General features: G+C 71.8%; 16 protein-coding genes. 11 read left to right on the top strand and 5 right to left on the bottom strand.

What is annotated here, in order from left to right; all coding sequences use genetic code 11:
• The first annotated feature begins 75 nt into the window (after positions 1 to 75).
• Genes ACT3SP_RS05615 through ACT3SP_RS05625 form a run of 3 tightly spaced genes read left to right on the top strand, consistent with a single transcriptional unit; the run spans position 76 to position 3,088 of the window.
• Positions 76 to 1,440 (top strand): sensor histidine kinase, encoded by a 1,365-nt coding sequence (locus ACT3SP_RS05615; RefSeq protein ID WP_444586273.1) that lies wholly within the window; start codon positions 76 to 78, stop codon positions 1,438 to 1,440.
• On the top strand, positions 1,437 to 2,090 hold the full coding sequence (locus ACT3SP_RS05620) for a response regulator (RefSeq protein ID WP_444586274.1): 654 nt from the start codon (positions 1,437 to 1,439) through the stop codon (positions 2,088 to 2,090). The genes ACT3SP_RS05615 and ACT3SP_RS05620 overlap by 4 nt, the downstream gene beginning before the upstream one ends.
• Positions 2,090 to 3,088, top strand: coding sequence for a hypothetical protein (locus ACT3SP_RS05625; RefSeq protein WP_444586275.1), 999 nt, complete (start codon positions 2,090 to 2,092; stop codon positions 3,086 to 3,088). Before ACT3SP_RS05620 ends, ACT3SP_RS05625 begins: the two co-directional genes overlap by 1 nt.
• Before the next feature lie 21 nt (positions 3,089 to 3,109).
• On the opposite strand, the gene acs is transcribed toward ACT3SP_RS05625, so the two are convergent.
• The 3 genes from acs to ACT3SP_RS05640 form a co-directional block, all read right to left on the bottom strand.
• Positions 3,110 to 5,086, bottom strand: coding sequence for an acetate--CoA ligase (gene acs / locus ACT3SP_RS05630; protein ID WP_444586276.1), 1,977 nt, complete (start codon positions 5,084 to 5,086; stop codon positions 3,110 to 3,112).
• 138 nt (positions 5,087 to 5,224) lie between these two features.
• On the bottom strand, positions 5,225 to 6,079 hold the full coding sequence (locus ACT3SP_RS05635) for a hypothetical protein (protein ID WP_444586277.1): 855 nt from the start codon (positions 6,077 to 6,079) through the stop codon (positions 5,225 to 5,227).
• A 52-nt stretch (positions 6,080 to 6,131) separates the two neighbouring features.
• Positions 6,132 to 6,311: a ribbon-helix-helix domain-containing protein gene (locus tag ACT3SP_RS05640; RefSeq protein ID WP_444586278.1), complete on the bottom strand. Its 180-nt coding sequence runs from the start codon at positions 6,309 to 6,311 to the stop codon at positions 6,132 to 6,134.
• Positions 6,312 to 6,516: 205 nt separating this feature from the next.
• Between ACT3SP_RS05640 and ACT3SP_RS05645 the strand changes: the two genes are divergently transcribed.
• From ACT3SP_RS05645 to ACT3SP_RS05655, 3 genes are read left to right on the top strand one after another with little or no spacing between them, the layout of a single operon-like run.
• The gene (locus ACT3SP_RS05645; protein WP_444586279.1) at positions 6,517 to 7,620 is read left to right on the top strand and encodes an NADH:flavin oxidoreductase/NADH oxidase; all 1,104 of its coding nucleotides are present in this window, start codon (positions 6,517 to 6,519) and stop codon (positions 7,618 to 7,620) included.
• A 19-nt stretch (positions 7,621 to 7,639) separates the two neighbouring features.
• Positions 7,640 to 8,455 carry an SDR family NAD(P)-dependent oxidoreductase gene (locus ACT3SP_RS05650; protein ID WP_444586280.1) on the top strand — a complete coding sequence of 272 codons (816 nt, stop codon included), beginning with the start codon at positions 7,640 to 7,642 and terminating at the stop codon, positions 8,453 to 8,455.
• Positions 8,452 to 9,645, top strand: coding sequence for an AMP-binding protein (locus ACT3SP_RS05655; protein WP_444586281.1), 1,194 nt, complete (start codon positions 8,452 to 8,454; stop codon positions 9,643 to 9,645). The genes ACT3SP_RS05650 and ACT3SP_RS05655 overlap by 4 nt, the downstream gene beginning before the upstream one ends.
• Here ACT3SP_RS05655 and ACT3SP_RS05660 read toward each other — a convergent pair.
• The gene (locus tag ACT3SP_RS05660; protein ID WP_444586282.1) at positions 9,626 to 11,020 is read right to left on the bottom strand and encodes an L-serine ammonia-lyase; all 1,395 of its coding nucleotides are present in this window, start codon (positions 11,018 to 11,020) and stop codon (positions 9,626 to 9,628) included. The two genes, ACT3SP_RS05655 and ACT3SP_RS05660, sit on opposite strands and share 20 nt — an antisense overlap.
• Before the next feature lie 105 nt (positions 11,021 to 11,125).
• Positions 11,126 to 12,754 carry a DEAD/DEAH box helicase gene (locus ACT3SP_RS05665; protein WP_444586283.1) on the bottom strand — a complete coding sequence of 543 codons (1,629 nt, stop codon included), beginning with the start codon at positions 12,752 to 12,754 and terminating at the stop codon, positions 11,126 to 11,128.
• A gap of 69 nt (positions 12,755 to 12,823) precedes the next feature.
• On the opposite strand from ACT3SP_RS05665, the gene panD reads away from it, so the two are divergent.
• The 5 genes from panD (at position 12,824) to ACT3SP_RS05690 (ending at position 18,015) form a co-directional block, all read left to right on the top strand.
• Positions 12,824 to 13,249 (top strand): aspartate 1-decarboxylase, encoded by a 426-nt coding sequence (panD, locus tag ACT3SP_RS05670; RefSeq protein ID WP_444586284.1) that lies wholly within the window; start codon positions 12,824 to 12,826, stop codon positions 13,247 to 13,249.
• Positions 13,250 to 13,406: 157 nt separating this feature from the next.
• Positions 13,407 to 14,342 (top strand): AEC family transporter, encoded by a 936-nt coding sequence (locus ACT3SP_RS05675; protein WP_444586285.1) that lies wholly within the window; start codon positions 13,407 to 13,409, stop codon positions 14,340 to 14,342.
• 283 nt (positions 14,343 to 14,625) lie between these two features.
• Positions 14,626 to 15,648 carry a carbohydrate ABC transporter permease gene (locus ACT3SP_RS05680; protein WP_444586286.1) on the top strand — a complete coding sequence of 341 codons (1,023 nt, stop codon included), beginning with the start codon at positions 14,626 to 14,628 and terminating at the stop codon, positions 15,646 to 15,648.
• Positions 15,649 to 15,664: 16 nt separating this feature from the next.
• Entirely contained in the window at positions 15,665 to 16,588 is a 924-nt protein-coding gene (locus ACT3SP_RS05685) for a carbohydrate ABC transporter permease (protein ID WP_444586287.1), read from the top strand.
• Positions 16,585 to 18,015 carry an extracellular solute-binding protein gene (locus tag ACT3SP_RS05690; protein ID WP_444586288.1) on the top strand — a complete coding sequence of 477 codons (1,431 nt, stop codon included), beginning with the start codon at positions 16,585 to 16,587 and terminating at the stop codon, positions 18,013 to 18,015. The genes ACT3SP_RS05685 and ACT3SP_RS05690 overlap by 4 nt, the downstream gene beginning before the upstream one ends.
• The last annotated feature ends 40 nt before the right edge of the window (positions 18,016 to 18,055 follow it).

Here is an 18,055-nt window from a genome sequence, read left to right on the forward strand (position 1 = left end):
GGCGGGGGTTTTCCCCCGCCCCCGCGGTGGGCCCTCACCGTGGGAGGTGGACCGTCGACGGCCTATCGTCGGAGCATGGACGACACCACCGCGCGGTCCGGAGCGCGCCCCCGGCCCCGGCTGACCCCCGCCTCGATCGCCACGGTCGTCGTGGGCGGACTCCTCTTCCTCTCCTGGTTCTGGATGAGCCTGGCGACGCTCATCGCCGGGATCAGCGCGCTGCCGGCGCTCGGCTCCGGCCTGCTGCTGCTCCTGCCCTGGTTGCTGGTGATGCAGGTCGTGGTGCGGATCGAGCGGCGCCGCGCGGTCGCCGTCCACGGACTCCAGGTGATCCTCCCGCCCCGCCGACGCTCCCGGCGCCCCGGTCCCGTCGGATGGCTGCAGAACCGCTGGTTCGAGCTGGGCACCGGGGCGTTCTGGCGCGGAACGCTGCACCATCACCTCGCCCTGCTGGTGACCGGGATGTTCTTCCTCGCCTTCCTGCTCGCGCTGTGGGGCGCCTGGACCGGCTGGGAGCTCGCGATCGCCCACGGGCCGCTCGAGCTGGGCCGGCTCGAGCTCTCCCGGGCAGCGCTCGGGGTGATCGGCTCGGTGAGCCTGGTGCTGGCCGCGCTGATGCTCGCGCTCGGCGCGCTGGCCGACCGCGGCCTGGCCCGCGGTCTGATCTCCGGCTCCGAGGACGACCTGCGCGAGCAGGTCGCCGAGCTGGCCGAGCGCCGGCAGGGAGCGGTGGATGCGGCCGCCCAGGAGCGCCTGCGCATCGAACGGGACCTCCACGACGGGGTGCAGCCCCGACTGGTGAACCTCGCGATGACCCTCGGGATCGCCAAGAGCGCGATCCGCACCGATCCCGACCGGGCCGAGCGCCTGGTCGGCGAGGCCCACGTCGAGGCGAAGGGGGTGATGACGGACCTGCGGCAGCTCGCCCGCGGCATCCACCCGGCCGTGCTGACCGACCGAGGGCTGGACGCCGCGCTGTCCGCGCTCGCGGCCCGCTCCCGGGTCCCCGTGGATCTGCAGGTGGACCTGGGGTCCTCCACCCGTCCTCCCTTGGACCCCGAGCGGGAGGCGGTGGCCTACTTCGTGGTCGCCGAAGCGCTGACGAACGTGGCCAAGCATGCCGAGGCGACGCAGGCATCGGTCGACGTCGTCCGGGACGCGCACGTGCTGAGGGTGCGGATCGAGGACGATGGCCTCGGTGGCGCCGAGGTGCGCCGCGACGGGCTGTCCACGGGACTCGCCGGCCTCACCGATCGCGTGCGTGCGACCGGGGGCGTCCTCGAGGTGTCCGCCGCCCCGGAGGGGGGCACCGTTCTCGCCGCCGCGATACCGCTCAGCGGGCGACCCGACGCCGCCCGTCCCGATGCCGCCCGTCCCGTCACCGCTCGTCCCGGCGCACGCCCCGAGCATCGCCCCACCACCCAGGAGACCCGACGATGAGAATCGTGATCGCTGACGATGCCGTGCTGCTGCGCGCAGGACTCGAACGACTGCTCACCGAGGCGGGCCACGAGGTGGTCGCCGCGGTCGGGGACGGCGGCGCGCTGCTGAGCGCGATCTCGCACCACCGCCCCGATCTCGCCGTGGTCGACGTGCGGATGCCGCCGACCTTCACCGACGAGGGGGTGCGCGCGGCGGTGCTGATCCGGCAGCAGGATCCGCAGGTGAAGCTGCTGGTGCTCTCGCAGTACGTCGAGGAGCGCTACGCCTCGGACCTCATCGCCGACTCCCCGCAGGGGCTCGGGTACGTGCTCAAGGACAGGGTCGCGGACGTCGAGGACTTCCTCTCCGTCCTCGACGACGTGGGGGCGGGCGGCACCTGGCTGGACCCCGAGGTGGTCCAGCAGATCTTCGTGCGCTCCCGGCGGCGGCGGACCCTGGAGGGCCTGACCCCGCGCGAGCGCGAGGTGCTCTCGCTGATGGCGCAGGGACGATCGAACCAGGCGATCGCCGACACCCTGTTCGTCTCCGCCGGCAGCGTCGAGAAGCACATCTCCTCCCTGCTCTCCAAGCTCGATCTGCCGCCCGTGGACGGCGAGAACCGCCGGGTCATGGCCGTGCTGCGCTATCTGGAATCCGAGGAGCGGTGATGAGCTCGTCCCTGTCCTCTCCCGGCGCCGGTCCCGGCCCAGGTCATGGCGTCGGTCGCGGCGACGGCACCGGGCTCGATCAGCGGCCGGGGCCCGGCCCCGGGCCGCTGATCGAGCCCGGTCGGCGGCTGACCCCCTCCCCCGAGCGCGACCGCCCCTGGCGGCTGCTCACGGTGCTGCTCGGCGCGGCGACCGTGCTGCTGGTGGTGCTGATCCTCGCCGGGGCGACCACCGCGACGTGGGTCGCCGGGCGCGGCTACTCCGAGATCCCCGCGACCGCCGACCTCGGCACCCCGACCGCGCTGACCCTGCACAGCGGGGTGGGAGCCGTGCGCGTGCTCCCCTCCGGGGACGTGGAGTCGGTGACCCTGGCGCTGGTCGATCCCGGCACCACCGCGCTGCCCGCCGAGGAGGCGCAGGCGCGCGCCCGCGTCACGGTCGAGGACGCCGGCGGCACCTCGGCCCACGGCACGACGGTGGAGGTGCGCCAGCCCGAGAGCTTCTCGATGCGCCCCTGGACCTCCCCGCAGCAGGACGTCCTGCTGCTGATCCCCGCCGGTCACGAGATGGCCCTGGAGGTGCGGACCGACGTCGGCGACATCCTTGTCGACGGGGACTTCACGGCCCTGGACGTCCGCAGCGGCGTCGGCGACCTCGAGCTGGGCCCCGTCACCGCCCCCGAGGGCGTGACCGCCCGGGCCGACGTGGGCGCCGTGGACCTCGAGATCGGCTCCCCGGCCCCTGCGACGGTGGACGTCATCGCCTCGCTGGGGGACGTCGATCTGCTCCTGCCCACGGACGCCGGCGGCGAAGTGAGCATCGCCGCGCAGATCGGCGACATCGCCGTGGCGGCCCCGGGGACGGGGCGCTGGCGCGTCGAGGCCACCGCGGACCTCGGGGAGGTCCGCGTCGATCCCGGCCTCACCCGGGGCACCGGGGCGGAGGCCGGCACCCTCACCGCGGTCGCCGACGTCGGGGACGTCGACATCACGCGGTGAGGGGCACCCTCCGCCGAGGTCTCAGCCCTTGGGGCTGAGACCCTGCTGGATGAGATCCATGACCGACGCGTCGGCGAGGGTCTGGGTGTCCCCCACCTGACGGTTCTCGGCCACGTCGCGCAGCAGACGGCGCATGATCTTGCCCGAGCGGGTCTTGGGCAGCTCGGTGACCAGGAGGACCTTCTTGGGCTTGGCGATCGGACCGATCTCCTTGCCCACGTGGGCGCGGAGCATCTCCGGGACCTCGTCCTCGCCGCCGGCGGCCTCGATCGCGTCCTCGTAGCCCGAGCGCAGGATCACGAAGGCCACGGGAGCCTGGCCGGTGGTCTCGTCGTTCGCGCCGACCACCGCGGCCTCCGCCACCCACTCATGGCTGACCAGCGCGGACTCGATCTCCATGGTGGACAGCCGGTGCCCGGAGACGTTCATGACGTCGTCCACCCGGCCCAGCAGCCAGATGTCGCCGTCCTCGTCCCGCTTGGCGCCGTCACCGGCGAAGTAGAGGCCCTCGAAGCGCGACCAGTAGGTCTCCTTGAAACGCTCGGGGTCCCCCCAGATCCCGCGGAGCATGCCGGGCCAGGGCTCGTCGAGCACGAGGTAGCCGCCCTCGCCGTTGCCCACCGACTCCCCCGACTCGCTGATGATGTCGGCGCTGATGCCGGGCAGCGGGACCTGCGCGGAGCCGGGCTTGGTGGCGGTGATGCCGGGCAGCGGAGAGATCATGATCCCGCCGGTCTCCGTCTGCCACCAGGTGTCCACGATCGGGCAGCGGTCCCCGCCGATGACCCGTCGGTACCACATCCAGGCCTCGGGATTGATGGCCTCGCCGACGCTGCCCAGCAGGCGCAGCGAGGACAGGTCGAACTTCCCGGGGATCTCCTCGCCCCACTTCATCGCGGTGCGGATCGCCGTGGGCGAGGAGTAGAACAGCGAGACCTTGTGCTTCTCGACGATCTCCCACCAGCGTCCCTGGTGCGGGGTGTCGGGGGTGCCCTCGTAGATCACCTGGGTGGTGCGGTTCGCCATCGGCCCGTAGACCACGTAGGTGTGGCCGGTGACCCAGCCGACGTCGGCCGTGCACCAGTAGACGTCGGTCGAGGGCTTGAGGTCGAAGACGTTGCGGTGGGTGTAGGCGGCCTGGGTGAGGTAGCCGCCGGTGGTGTGGACGATGCCCTTGGGCTTGCCGGTGGTGCCGGAGGTGTAGAGGATGAACAGCGGGTGCTCGGCCTCCACGGCGACGGGCGCATGCTCGGTCGAGGCGTCCTCCCGAGCCTCGTGCCACCACACGTCACGTCCCTCGGTCCACGCGACGTCGCCGCCGGTGCGGCGCACCACGAGGACCTTCTCCACGGAGTCCGCGCCGCCGGCGAGCGCCTCGTCCACGGCGTCCTTGAGGGGAAGCTGCTTGCCGCGGCGGTTCTGGCCGTCGGCGGTGATGACCACCCGGGCCTCGGCGTCCTCTATGCGGGAACGCAGCGCATCGGCGCTGAACCCGCCGAAGACCACCGAGTGGGGTGCGCCGATGCGGGCACAGGCGAGCATCGCGAAGACCGTCTCGGGGATCATCGGCATGTAGATAGCGACCCGGTCACCGGTGCGCACGCCGAGGTCGGCCAGCACGTTGGCCATGCGGCTGATCTCGTCCTTGACGTCGGCGTAGGTGAAGGAGGCATCGGCGCCGTCCTCGTACTCCGCCAGCAGCGCGACCTGGTCGCCGTGCCCGGACTCCACGTGACGGTCCACGCAGTTGTAGGCGACGTTCAGCGTGCCGTCGGCGAACCACTTCGCGAACGGCGGGTCGGACCAGTCCAGGGTCTCGGTGAACGGGGTCTCCCAGCTCAGCAGGCTGGCTCGGGAGCGCCAGAACGCGAGGCGGTCCCGCTCCGCCTCCTCGTAGAGCGAGGGACGGGCGACCGCGTTCTGGACGAACTCGGTGGGAGGGGAGAACGTGCGGGTCTCCTGGGAGAGGTTCTCGATCCCGGGGGCGTCGTCAGTCATCAGTACTCCTGCTTCGCGGGCCCCGGCGCGCCGGGGCGGATGGACGCGAACACCGTATCGCAGGAGACCCACGTCACGGGCACACGTCACACCCTCCGGGCACCCCGGTCCCGGGCCCTCCTCCGCGCACCGGGAGCGTCATCGCGCCGGACGGTGATGGATCTCGACGGGGAGCCCGTCGGGGTCGACCACGTGCACGCTGTGCGCACCGGGCCGCTCGAGGACCCGTGCCGGGTGCCCGGCGGCGACCAGGCGCGCGGCGAGCTCCTCGAGATCCTCGGTGGTCTCGAAGCCGAGCCGCACCTGCAGGGTGTCGCCGAACTCGGTGCCGGTGGACCGGGCACGCCGGTCCCCCTCGGACGGGCGGTGCAGACCGAGCACCCCGGTGCCGTCGGGTCCCCGCAGGGCGCGGAACCCCTCGGCGCCGGCGGCGTCAGCGCCCGATCCGTCGGGACCGGACCGGTCCGGCGCGAAGCCGAGCAGCGCGGCCCAGGCGGTGTCGCGCTCGACGTCGTCGCTCGCGAGCACGGCGACCACGCTCAGGCGCGGATCGGCCGCGCTCGTGTCGTGCCCCCGGTAGCCGTAGAGGTCCCGCTGCTCCTCGTTCAGGGAGGCGCTCTCGCCGGCGGGGCCCGCGAGGATCCCCTGACGGCCGTAGGTCTCGTCCCAGACCTCCACCGCGAGACCGGCTTCGCGCAGCGCCTCGGCCGCGGCGTCGGTCTCGGACACCGAGAAGCACAGGTCGGTGTCCCCGCTGCTCGCACCGCTCTCGGCGCCGCGGACGGCGTGGACCATGACCCGCCCGGCGCCGGCCACGAGCTCCCCGAAGGAGTCCTCGCCGGCAGTCACCGCGGGAGCCATCCCGAGGGTGCGCAGGAACGTGATCATGGCGGGGGCATCGGCGGTGAAGCGCAGGGGGTAGACGGTCAGCGGGGGCAGGGAGGCGGGGCCGGGAGCGGTGGGTGCGGTGGGAGTGGTGGCGGATGGATCCATGACGGGCTCCTCGGTCGAAGCGGCGGGGGCGGGGGTCGTGCGGATCTCGGCCTCAGGCATCGTCGCCACCGTCCGCGAGGTGGTCGCGCAGCGCCTTCTCGACGAAGGCACTGAGGCTCAGCGACTCGTCGATCGCCCGATGCTTCACCGCGACGATGAGGTCCTTGGGGAGATAGACGTTGAACTGGGCCTTCGGGGACGGGAGCGAGGGCGGGCTTTCGGTGGCTACCATGCCAGCATGCTAGCACTCTAGGGATCGGGGCGGAAGGGCCCGGTCGGCCCTTCGATCTCTCCTGCGATCTGTCCCGCATCCATCGCGCGCGTCCGGGGACGTCGCCATCGCACGCCGCCCGGGCGCGACGCCGAGGCACGCCCCCGGGCGCGGCGTCCTGGGCGACTCCGCCGGGGCACCGCGCGGACGACTACCGTGAGGGACCATGGCCCCCGATCCCGTCGCCCTCCCGGCGCTCCTCGTCCCGGCGCGCCTGCGCGAGCTCGAGATCCGCAACCGCATCTGGCTCGCCCCGATGTGCCAGTACATGGTCGAGACGCAGGACGGCGTTCCCGCGGACTGGCACCTCGTCCATCTCGGCGCTCGGGCCGCGGGAGGCTTCGGCCTGATCGTCACCGAGGCGACCGCGGTCTCCCCGGAAGGGCGCATCAGCCCCCAGGACACCGGTCTGTGGAACGACGAGCAGACCGCGGCCTGGCGACGCATCACCGGGTTCTGCCAGGGACACGGGGCGCGGATCGCCGTCCAGCTCGCCCACGCCGGCCGGAAGGCCTCGACCTGGCCGTCGCTCCCCCGGTACCGCGGGCGGCGCGGCACGGTGCCGGAGTTCGCCGCGGGCTGGCGCGCCGTCGGCCCCACCTCCGACCCGTTCCCCGGTCTCGACGCCCCCGATGCGCTCGAGCGGGAGGACATCGCCGAGGTTGTCGGCGACTTCGTGGCCGCCGCCCGCCGTGCCGAGCAGGCGGGGTTCGACGCCCTCGAGCTCCACTTCGCCCACGGCTACCTGGTCCACGAGTTCCTCTCGCCGCTGGTGAACACCCGCACCGACGACTACGGCGGCGACGGGCCCGGTCGGCGCCGCCTCGCGCTCGAGATCGCCGCGGCGGTGCGCGAGCAGTGGCCCGCCGAGCGTCCGCTCATCGTGCGACTGAGCGCGACCGACTGGATCGACGGCGGCTGGGACATCGCGCAGTCCGTCGAGCTCGCGCGCGAGCTCGAGCGGGTGGGCGTCGATGCGCTGCACGTCTCCACCGGCGGAGCGGTGATCGCCGACATCGCGGTGGGCCCCGAGTACCAGGTGGGGTTCGCCCGCACACTGCGCGAGGCCGTCTCGCTGCCGGTCGCGGCGGTGGGGCTGATCACCGAGCCCGCCGGAGCCCTCTCGGTGATCGAGCGCGGGGACGCCGACTTCGTGGCGGTGGGACGCGCCGCCCTGCGCGAGCCGAGCTGGCCGCAGCGCGCAGCGCACGAGCTCGGCGTGCTCGACCCTGCGCTCTATCCGGGCGCCTATCACCGAGGCACCTGGTGAGCCGGTCGGGGGGCCGCGGATGATCGTGGTCACCGGGGCGAGCGGCGGGATCGGCCGGGAGGTCTGCCTGGCCCTCGCCGCCCGCGGCGAGGACCTCGTGCTCACGGCCCGCGATCGAGGGCGGCTCGAGGAGCTCGCGGAGGAGATCCGGGCTCTCGGCGCGACCGCAGCGCCCCACTCCTGCGATCTGCGCGATCAGGAGCAGGTCGCCCAGCTCGCTGCGCGGATCCTGCGCGAGCACGGCGTGCCCGACGCCGTGCTCTGCCTCGCCGGGCACTCGATCCGACGCGGTCTCGCGGAGACCTTCGGCAGACCGCACGACCTGGTGCGTCTGACCGGCACGAACCTGCTGGGGCCGGCGACGCTGCTGCTCGCGCTGATGGAACCGATGTGCACCGCAGGACGGGGCCGCCTCGTCGCCGTCACCAGCGCCTCGACCCGCATCCCCACCCCGGGATGGGCCGCCTACGGGGCCTCGAAGGCGGGGCTGGACTCGTGGCTGCGGTCCCTGCGCCCCGAGGCCGCGCGGCACGGGGTGCGGATCGCCATCGTGGAGATGCCGCTGGTCGCGACCGCGATGGCAGCACCGTCCTACGGCAGCGCCCCGCTCGGCGCCCTCACTCCCTCCCGCGCCGCACGGCGTGTGCTGCACGCCCTGGACGCTCCACGCACGCTGGTCTCCCCGCCCTGGGCGCGGGCCGGCGCCGTGCTCTCCCAGCTCGCGCCGACGCTGGCCGCCGGGGTCGCAGGCCGTGCCGGCGCCGTGCTGCTCCGAGCCGCGGCGCGGAGCCCGCGCCCGACCTCCCCCGCGGCACGTCGGGAGGGGAGGGGATGAGGCTCCTGCAGGCGTCGACCGCGCTGCGCGCCCGCGTCGCCCTGCATCCGCGCGCCCTCGCCCTGGTGGACCGTCGCGGCGAGCTCACGGCGGGCGAGCTGCTGGACCTGGTGCAGCTGCACCGTCGGCGCCGACGGGGCACCGCGGCCCCCGCCGGGCTCGGCGCTCTGCCACCCTCCGCACCTCTGCGGCAGGTGCTGGTCACGGCCCTCGCCGGGGACGGCTCCCTCGAGCTGCGCTCGAGCGGCAGCACGGGGACGCCCCGGCCGCAGCGGCGCGGACCGCTCTCCCCCGCGCAGCTGGTGACCCTCACCGATCTCGCCCGCAGGATCGGGCTGCGGCCGGGACGGTGCATCGCCAGCGCTGCGCCCGGCGTCCACGGCCACGGGCTGCTCGTCGCCCTCGGCGCCCTCGCCCTCGGGGCGCCAGTGGTGGATCTCAGCCACCTTCCCGCTGCGGAGCGGGCGGCGCTCCTGCATCGGACCGCCCCCGACGTGCTCACCGGCGTGCCCGTGCACCTGGCGGACCTCCTGCACGCGGATCGGGAGCTGGGGCGCGGCCGGCCGCTGCTCGTGCCCCGAGTGGTCTCCGGCTCCGATGTGCTCTCCCCGGCGCTGCGCGCCGATCTGGCCCGGCACTTCCGTGCCCGGGTGCACGACGTCTACGGGACCACCGAGACCGGCTCCCTCGCCGTGGACGGCCGACCCCTGCGCGGGGTCCGGCTGCGCGAGGCCGACGGGGTGCTGCACGCGCGCACCCCTTTCACCGCAGGGCGGGAGCTGGCCACCGATCGCGGACGGATCACGCAGCACGGACTGGTCGAGGTGCTGGGACGCGCGGACGGGATGCTGTCCTCGGGCGGGATGCTCCACGATCCCAGCGCCGTGGTGCACGTGCTGCGCTCGCAGGCCGCGGTGGCGAGCGCCCGACTGCGGATCGTGCCGGACGAGCGGTTCGGGGCGCGCACGATCGCCGAGGTCCACCTGGAGGCGGTGGACACGGACCGGAACGGGACGGGCAGCGGGGCCGGGAGCGGCGGGGTCCCGCCCTCCGCCGCGGAGCTGCGGGCCCTGGTGCACGACCGGCTCGGCGCGGCGTCGGTGCCGCGCGAGGTGCGCTTCGTCGACGGCGACGGTCGCGAGGTCGGTCCCGACGGACCCCGCGACCGGCTCAGCAGTCCGGGACGCTGACCGGGACCGCGGTGACCGCAAGCCCGCCCATCGCGGTCTCCTTGTAGCGCTCGTTCATGTCCTTGCCCGTCTGCCGCATGGTCTCGATGACGGTGTCGAGGGAGACGAAGTGCTCCCCCGTGCCGCGCAGCGCGAAACGGGCGGCGGTGATCGCCTTGACCGCGGCCATCGCATTGCGCTCGATGCACGGGACCTGCACCAGCCCGCCGACGGGGTCGCAGGTCAGCCCCAGATTGTGCTCCATCGCGATCTCGGCGGCGTTCTCCACCTGTGCGGGCTTGCCGCCCATCGCCTCGCACAGCGCGGCCGCGGCCATGGAGCAGGCCGAGCCGACCTCGCCCTGGCAGCCCACCTCGGCGCCCGAGATCGAGGCGTGCTCCTTGTACAGCGAGCCGATCGCCCCGGCGGTGAGCAGGAAGCGCACCGCGATCTCATCGGGGTCGACACCCTCGATGTAGGTGGTCGCGAAGAAGAGCACCGCCGGGATGATGCCCGCCGCCCCGTTGGTGGGCGCGGTGACCACGCGGCCGCCGGCGGCGTTCTCCTCGTTGACCGCGAGCGCCGCCAGGGAGACCCATTCGAAGGCGTTCATCGGCAGGCGCACCGGGTCCTCGGCGGCCAGCGAGTCGTACCAGGAGGCGGCACGCCGGTTGACCTCGAGACCGCCGGGGAGGACGCCCGGGGTGCGCACGCCGCGCTCGATGCAGTCGTGCATCGCGCGCCAGATGGTCAGCAGGCCGCTGCGGATCTCCTCGTCGCTGCGCCACTGCCGTTCGCGCAGCAGCATCGCCTCGGAGACGGAGATGCCGCGGTCCTCGCACACCCGCAGCAGCTCGTCACCGGTGGTGAAGATCGTGCGGCCCTCGTCCTCCGCGGCGACCTCCGCGATCGAGCGGTCCATGTCCGCCTCGTCGACCACGAACCCGCCGCCCACGGAGAACATCGGGCGTCTGGTCAGCTCCCGGCCACGAGCGTCCAGGGCCACGAAGGTCATCCCGTTGGAGTGCTGCGGCAGGAAGGTCAGCGGATGCAGCACGATCGCGGAGGGGCGCAGGCTCACCGGGAGCGTGCCGTCCAGGAGCAGTCCGCCCTCGGCATCGATCGCAGCGACACGCTCCCGCCCGGCGATCGGGTCGACGTGCTCCGGGTCCGCTCCCTCCAGCCCCATGATGACGGCGTCCAGCGTGCCGTGCCCCTCACCGGTCGCGGCGAGGGAGCCGTACAGGTGCACCGCGACATCGCAGACCTGCGGAGCGAGCTCCGGATCGGCGAGCAGCTCGCGCGCGAACAGCGCCGCGGCGCGCATCGGGCCGACGGTGTGGGAGCTCGAGGGCCCGATGCCGATCTTGAACATGTCGAACGTGCTGATGCTCATCGCGTGCCTCCCGGGCGTCTGACCGGCTCCTCGTCGAGCCGTCGCTCCGTCTCGAGCGCGTGGTCGGTCTTCGGGGCCCTGCTCAGCGGGGCCCGTCGCTGCTGTTCATCGTCCTCCACGGCGGCCGGGAGCGCGACCCGACGCGCCGGGGCGCCCACGGGCGGGTCCCGAGCCCTTGCCCCGGCCCCCGCCGGAGCCCTTCCCGGCCCCGGACCCCCTGCCGGCGCCCGAGCCCTTGCCGGTGCTCCTGCCCGCACCTGCACCGCCGTCGCCGCGCCCGGCGCCTCCGCGACCGCCCCGCGCGGCTCCACCGCTGCGACCCTCACCGCCCCGGCGACCGCCGCGGGAGCCGGCACCGCCCCGGCCCCCGGGTGCGCCGCGTCCGGGGGTCTCCTCCGTCTCCTCCCACGAGGCGCGACGCTCTTCGTTGGCACGTCGCTCGTCGGCCTTGCGGGCGTCGGCCCCGCGGGTGCGGCCGATGTCGAGCTTGCGCGGCGCACCCTTGTACTTCACCAGCGCCGGATCCTCGGCGGGCTCGCCCGGCGGCGTGCTCCCGCCGAGCTCGGCAAGGGTGGGATGCGCGGCGGAGTCGACCTCCTCCGTCCACTCCGGCTCGACCTCCGCACCGGCGAGGACCCCCCGCGTCTTCTTCAGCTGGTGCGGCAGGGCGAGGGTGACCACGCTGCCGGTCGCGCCGGCGCGGGCCGTGCGGCCGCTGCGGTGCACGTACTCCTTGACGTCGTCGGAGGGGTCGACGTGGACGACCATCGAGACGTCGTCGATGTGCAGTCCGCGGGCTGCGACGTCGGTCGCCACCAGCACCGGGTAGGCGCCCTCACGGAAGCCGGCCAGCACGTTGGTGCGCAGGCCCTGCTGCTTGTTGCCGTGCAGGGCCGCGGCGCGCACGCCCACCTCGACCAGCTCCTGGGCGACCCGCTCCGCACCCAGCTGGGTGCGGGTGAACAGCAGGGTGCGACCCTCGCGGGCCGCGAGCTGCGCGGTGACCTCGCGCTTGGCCGAGGGCTCGATCGCCAGTACGTGATGGTCCATGGTGGCCACCGCCGCGGAGACCGGGGTGGTCTCATGGCTGATCGGGTCGACCAGGAAGGCGTCGACGATCTCCTCGACCTGGCCGTCGAGGGTCGCCGAGAAGAGCATCTTCTGAGTGCCCATCGGGATCGCGGCGAGGATGTCGCGCACGTCGGGGAGGAAGCCGAGGTCGGCCATGTGGTCCGCCTCGTCGACGACGGTGGTCTCCACCAGGTCGAGCTGGAGCGCGCCGCGCTCGGCGAGGTCGATGAGCCGTCCCGGCGTGGCGACCACGATCCCGACGCCCCGACCGACCGCGTCGGCCTGCTTCTCGATGTTCATGCCGCCCGAGACCAGCTGCGCGGTGAGGCCGACGGACCGGGCGAAGGGATGGATGGTGTCGACCACCTGGACCGCGAGCTCACGCGTGGGGACGAGCACCACGCCAAGGGGGCGCCTGCGGTGGGTCTTGCGCCCCCGGAAGCGCGAGGCCATCGCGAGGGTGAAGGCGAGGGTCTTGCCCGAACCGGTCTCGGCGCGGGCGAGGACGTCCCGACCGGCGAGCGCATCGGGCAGGATCGCGGACTGGATCTCGAACGCCCGCTCGAGCCCCTGGTCCGCGAGGACCCCGAGCAGCTCGTCGGGCAGAGCCATGTCCTCGAACCGCTCCGAGCGGTGGGCGGAGCGGCGGCGGGCCTTGGGCATCGTGATCCTCCTGACGAAACGGACGGTCCCATCATCCAGCATCGGGCAGGAGTGGGAGAATGGGGAGCGATGTTGCGCACTCTCATGACCTCGAAGATCCACCGGGCCACGGTCACGCAGGCAGACCTGCACTACGTGGGCTCGGTGACGATCGACCCCGACCTCACGGAGGCCGCGGGTCTGGTCGAGCACGAGCAGGTCTCGATCGTGGACATCACCAATGGTCACCGCCTGGTCACGTATGTCATCGAGGGTGAGCGCGGCAGCGGCGTCATCGGCATCAACGGTGCCGCGGCCCACCTGGTCGCCCCGGGCGATCTCGTCATCATCATGGCCTACGGCCAGCTGGACGAGACCGAGATCTCCTCGCACCACCCGCGCGTGGTGCACGTCGATGAGAGGAATCGCATCGTGGGGATCGGCGACGACGGCGCGCAGCCCGTCCCCGGCATGGACGACCAGATCGACGGCCGCACCTCCCACGGGATGCGCTGACCCCGCCGCCGACCGCCGCGGGCCGGACGCCGGCCCGCGGGACGGACCACGCCCCCGCCCGCAGGGCGGATCGTCCGACTGGTGATCACTGGAAGCCCCTTTCCCCCAGGCAGACTACGATCGGCACAGTGATCGCCACCGTCCCCCTCCCGCCGCCGTGAGCGGGGTCCTGGCCGGATTCTTCATCGTCTGGGCGATGATCGGCGTGGGCTGGGTGGTGGGCCGCACCGGAGTGCTCGGCCCGCACGGGCGCTACGTCCTGAACCGCTCTACCTTCTTCGTCGCCTCCCCCGCCCTGGTGCTGGTGGGCCTGCTCGAGTCCGACGTGGCCCAGGTCCTCTCGCTGCCGATGCTGGTGGCCGGTGTCTCCGGACTGACCACCGGCGCGATCCTGCTGGTGGCCGTCGCCCTGTTCACGAAGCGCCGAGGGCCGGACCTCGTGGTCACCGCCATCAGCGGCTCGGTGGTCAACGGCGCCAACATGGGCTTCCCGATCGCCGCCTACGTGCTCGGCGACATCTCCCACGCCCTGCCGGTGATCCTCTTCCAGCAGGCGGTCTACACGCCGCTGTACCTCTTCGTGCTGCACCGGGTCACCGAGAAGGACGCCCCGGGCCCCACCGGCGCGGCGGGCGTGGTGCGCAGCATCGTCGCGAACCCCACCATCATCGCCTCCGCGCTCGGCCTGGCGCTCGTGCTGCTCGGCGTGCGGATCCCCGCGGTCGCGCTCGAGCCCGTGCGCTCCCTGGCCGACATGGCGATCCCCGCGATGCTGCTGGCCTACGGACTCTCCCTGCACGGCTCGAGGCCGCTCGCGAAGGACGACGGCTACCGCGGCCTGATCGCCGCGGCCTCCTCCTCGAAGCTGCTGCTGATGCCGGTGATCGCACTCGGCGTGGGCCTCCTGCTCGGCATGCGGGGCCCCGCGCTGTACGAGGTGGTGGTGATGGCGGCACTGCCCACCGCGCAGAACGTGTACGTCGCGGCGGCCCGCTACCGCGCCTCGGAGAACCTCGCCCGCGACACGGTGCTGATCACGACCATCGGCACCGTGCTGGTGCTGCTGCTGATCTCCGGCGTGCTCGGGGTCTGAACAGCGGGTCTGAGAAGCGGGGTCTGAACAGGGAGGACACCCGCTCCACACCGTGCCGGACGCCCGGTGACGGGGTCATGCCCCTGCCCTCCGCGAGTGCGCTGCGACCACGACACGCGGACGGCCGTCCGGACGGACCGTTGCCTTAGTCCATCGGTGTGAGTAATGTGCCTCACACGGAACGACGTGGTCCCGATTCGGAGCGCGGTCGCCCGGGCACCGATGCCCGCGGCACCTCCTCGACGCCCCGAGGGCAGGACCGCGGGACATCGAAGGGAGAGCGATGAGCGCGAGCGATGCCATCGCGGCGGACGCCCCGAGGACCGGCAGACCCGGTTCCGACGGCGTCGACGCCCCCGGCCCTGGGACAGGGGCCGGACGAGGCAGGGACGGCTCCGGGCCGTCCACCAGAAGGAAGCTCACCGGACGGGAGAAGCGGAACCTCCGCAACGGGCTGCTGTTCATCTCGCCGTGGATCATCGGCGTCGCCGTCTTCGTGATCTACCCGCTGATCTACTCCTTCGTGATCAGCCTGACCCAGTACTCGGGGATGCAGACCCCGACGTTCATCGGATTCCAGAACTACGTCGCGGCCTTCGTCGACCCGATGGTGCACACCGCGGTGGGCAACACCGCGTACTACATGTTCCTGGCGGTGCCGATCGGACTGGTCGTCGCGCTGCTGCTGGCGCTCGCGATGAACCGCAACGTGCGCGAGGTCGCGATCTACCGCACCCTGCTGTACCTGCCCTCCCTGATCCCGATGTTCGCGATGTCGTTCATCTTCATCGTGTTCGTCAACCCCCAGTTCGGCATCGTGAACCAGTTCCTGGGGCTGTTCGGCATGCCGGACACGAACCTGCTGGGCGAGCCGCGCTACGCGAAGATCGTGATGATCGTGATGGCCCAGCTGGGCGCCGGCAACGCCGCGCTGATCTATCTCGCCGGGCTGCGGAACATTCCCGAGACCCTCTACGAGGCAGCCCGCATCGACGGAGCCGGCAAGCTGCGCCAGTTCATCTCGATCACCGTCCCGCTGCTGACCCCCACGATCCTGTTCAACCTGATCACGGGCGTCTCCGGCGCGATGATGGTGTTCACCGAGGCGTTCATCATGACCAACGGCGGTCCGGACAACTCCACGCTGTTCTACATGCTGTACCTCTACCGCAACGCCTTCTCCTACGGGCAGCTCGGCTTCGCCTCCGCGCTCGCGGTGCTGCTGTTCCTGTTCGGCATGGTGCTGGCCGGACTCATCTACTGGCTCTCGCGCCGGTTCGTGAACTACGACGTGTCGGCCGGCTGAGGAGCAGAACACAGACATGGCTATCAATACTCTCGACTCCGGGACGAAGAATCTCGGCAAGTCCCCCCAGCTGAAGTCGCGCTCGAACTACGGGCGCAATGCGGACGGCTCACGGCAGACGCCGGTGGGCGCGTGGATCTCGCGTCTCGTGATGCTCCTCGTGCTCGTGCTGTTCTCGCTGCCGCTGTACTGGATGCTCATCTCCGCGTTGAAGACCCCGGAGGAGCTCGCCCAGTTCCCGCCCACCCTGTTCCCCTCCGAGTTCCGCTGGCAGAACTTCTCCGACGCCGTCACCGTGATGCCGTTCTGGACCTTCTTCCGCAACAGCGCGATCATCACCGTCAGCGTGGTCGTGTTCAGCGTGATCTCGAACTTCATCGTCGCCTACGGCTTCTCGTGCATCGACTGGCCCGGCCGCAACAAGGTCTTCTTCATCGTCCTGGCCACCCTGTTCCTGCCCTTCCCGGTCACCCTGATCCCGATGTTCGACATGTGGGCGGGACTCGGGTTCGTCAACACCTGGGTGCCGCTGATCGCCCCGGCGCTGTTCGCCGGTGGGTTCTTCACCTTCCTGCTGCGACAGTTCATGCTGCAGACCCCGAAGGACATGCTGGACGCGGCCCGGGTGGACGGAGCCAGCGAGTGGTCGATCGCCTGGCGGATCGTGTTCCCCACCGCCCGTCCGGCGATCACGGTGATCGCGATCTTCGCCGCCGTCGGAACCTGGAACGACTTCATGGGCCCGCTGATCTATCTGCAGGACGAGAGCAAGCAGACGCTCTCCATCGGCATGCAGGTGTTCCGCTCCGTCAACGCCCAGGACATCCAGTTCAACCTGCTGATGGCCGCGTCCTTCCTGGTCCTGCTGCCGCTGGTCATCCTGTTCTTCCTCTTCCAGCGCTACTTCATCAGCGGCATCACCCTCGGAGGTTTCAAGTGATCGATCGTCGAACCCTGCTGCGCGCCCTCGGCGCCGGCGCGAGCGTGTCCATCGCGGGCGGCTCGATCGTCGGCTGCACGAACCGCCCCGTCGGCGAGGAGCGCGATCCGAACGTCGTGAGGGTGTGGGGAATCTGGGCCTCGGACGCCGAGAAGGAGGCGAAGGTCGTCGAGGCCTTCACCGAGCAGAACCCCGACATCACGATCCAGATCTCCCAGGTGCCCTCGAACGGGCAGGGTGATGCGTCCAGCGTCATCACCGCCGTGCGCGGTCGCACGGGCCCGGACATCTACTTCATGGACCGCTTCAACGGGGCGCAGTTCGCCTCCCTCGGGCTTCTCGAGCCGATCGATCCCCTGATCGAGGAGCACGAGGGCGTCAGCCCGGAGGAGTTCATGTCCGGGTGGGTCAAGTTCGCCACCGACGAGCTGTTCTACGACGGCCAGTACTACGGGCTGCCGATGGACACCGACACCCGCGGGCTGTACGTCAACATGGATCTGGCCGACGAAGCGGGCATCGACCCGGCGCTGCTGGACCCGAGGAACGGCCCGATGTCCTACGACCAGATGTGGGAGCTGCACGATCAGTTCAGCGTGCAGGACGAGCGCGGCACCTACGAGCGCGTCACCTGGATCCCCTGGGACGATCAGGCCTCACTGCTGATGTGGGCCATGGCGAACGACGTGCCGTTCTTCTCCAACGAGTCCTGCCACACGCTGCTGGACTCCCCCGAGATGCTCGAGATCGCGAAGATGTACGCGGAGTGGATCGAGAAGCTGAACTTCCCGCGCCTCGACGCGTTCAAGGCCACCTATCAGCCGCCGAACGCCCCGCCCACGCAGACCTCGTTCTTCTCGGATCGCCAGCTCTTCCAGATCAGCGGGCCCTGGGGAGTGCAGGGGCAGGCCGATTACAAGCCGGACATGAACTACGGCGTGACCCACCTGCCGGTGCCCAACGAGGGAGACGAACCGTTCACCTGGGCCGGAGGCTTCGCCCTGTCGATGCCCAGGGGGGCGAGCATGTCCAAGGCCTCCTGGGAGTTCTTCAAGTTCTACGCGGGCTACGAGGGCCAGAAGATCCTGATACCTCAGATCAGCCGCATCCCCACGAACATCGAGACGGTCAAGGACCCGGAGGGCTGGAACCGGGACATCTCCTTCTTCGTGGAACTCATGGGGGTGGCCAAGTCGCGTCCCCCGCTCCCGGTGGGCACCAAGCTCTGGGACGCCATGTTCACCATGCAGGACAGCATCAACCAGGGCTCCGACACCCCGGAGAACCTGGTCGAGGAGGCCCAGGCCTACGTGGACCCGACCATGCAGCAGTTCTGCCCGATCGCCCTGCCCGAAGGCTTCGGCGAGCCCGATCCCAACTTCGACGTCGACGACGTCGAGAAGGCCACGGAGGCGGAGAACGCCTGATCACCTCTCCCGCGCTGCCAGGAGCGGAGCCGACGGCGAC

Source organism: Brachybacterium sp. AOP43-C2-M15 (assembly GCF_052446295.1).
Lineage (GTDB): Bacteria > Actinomycetota > Actinomycetes > Actinomycetales > Dermabacteraceae > Brachybacterium.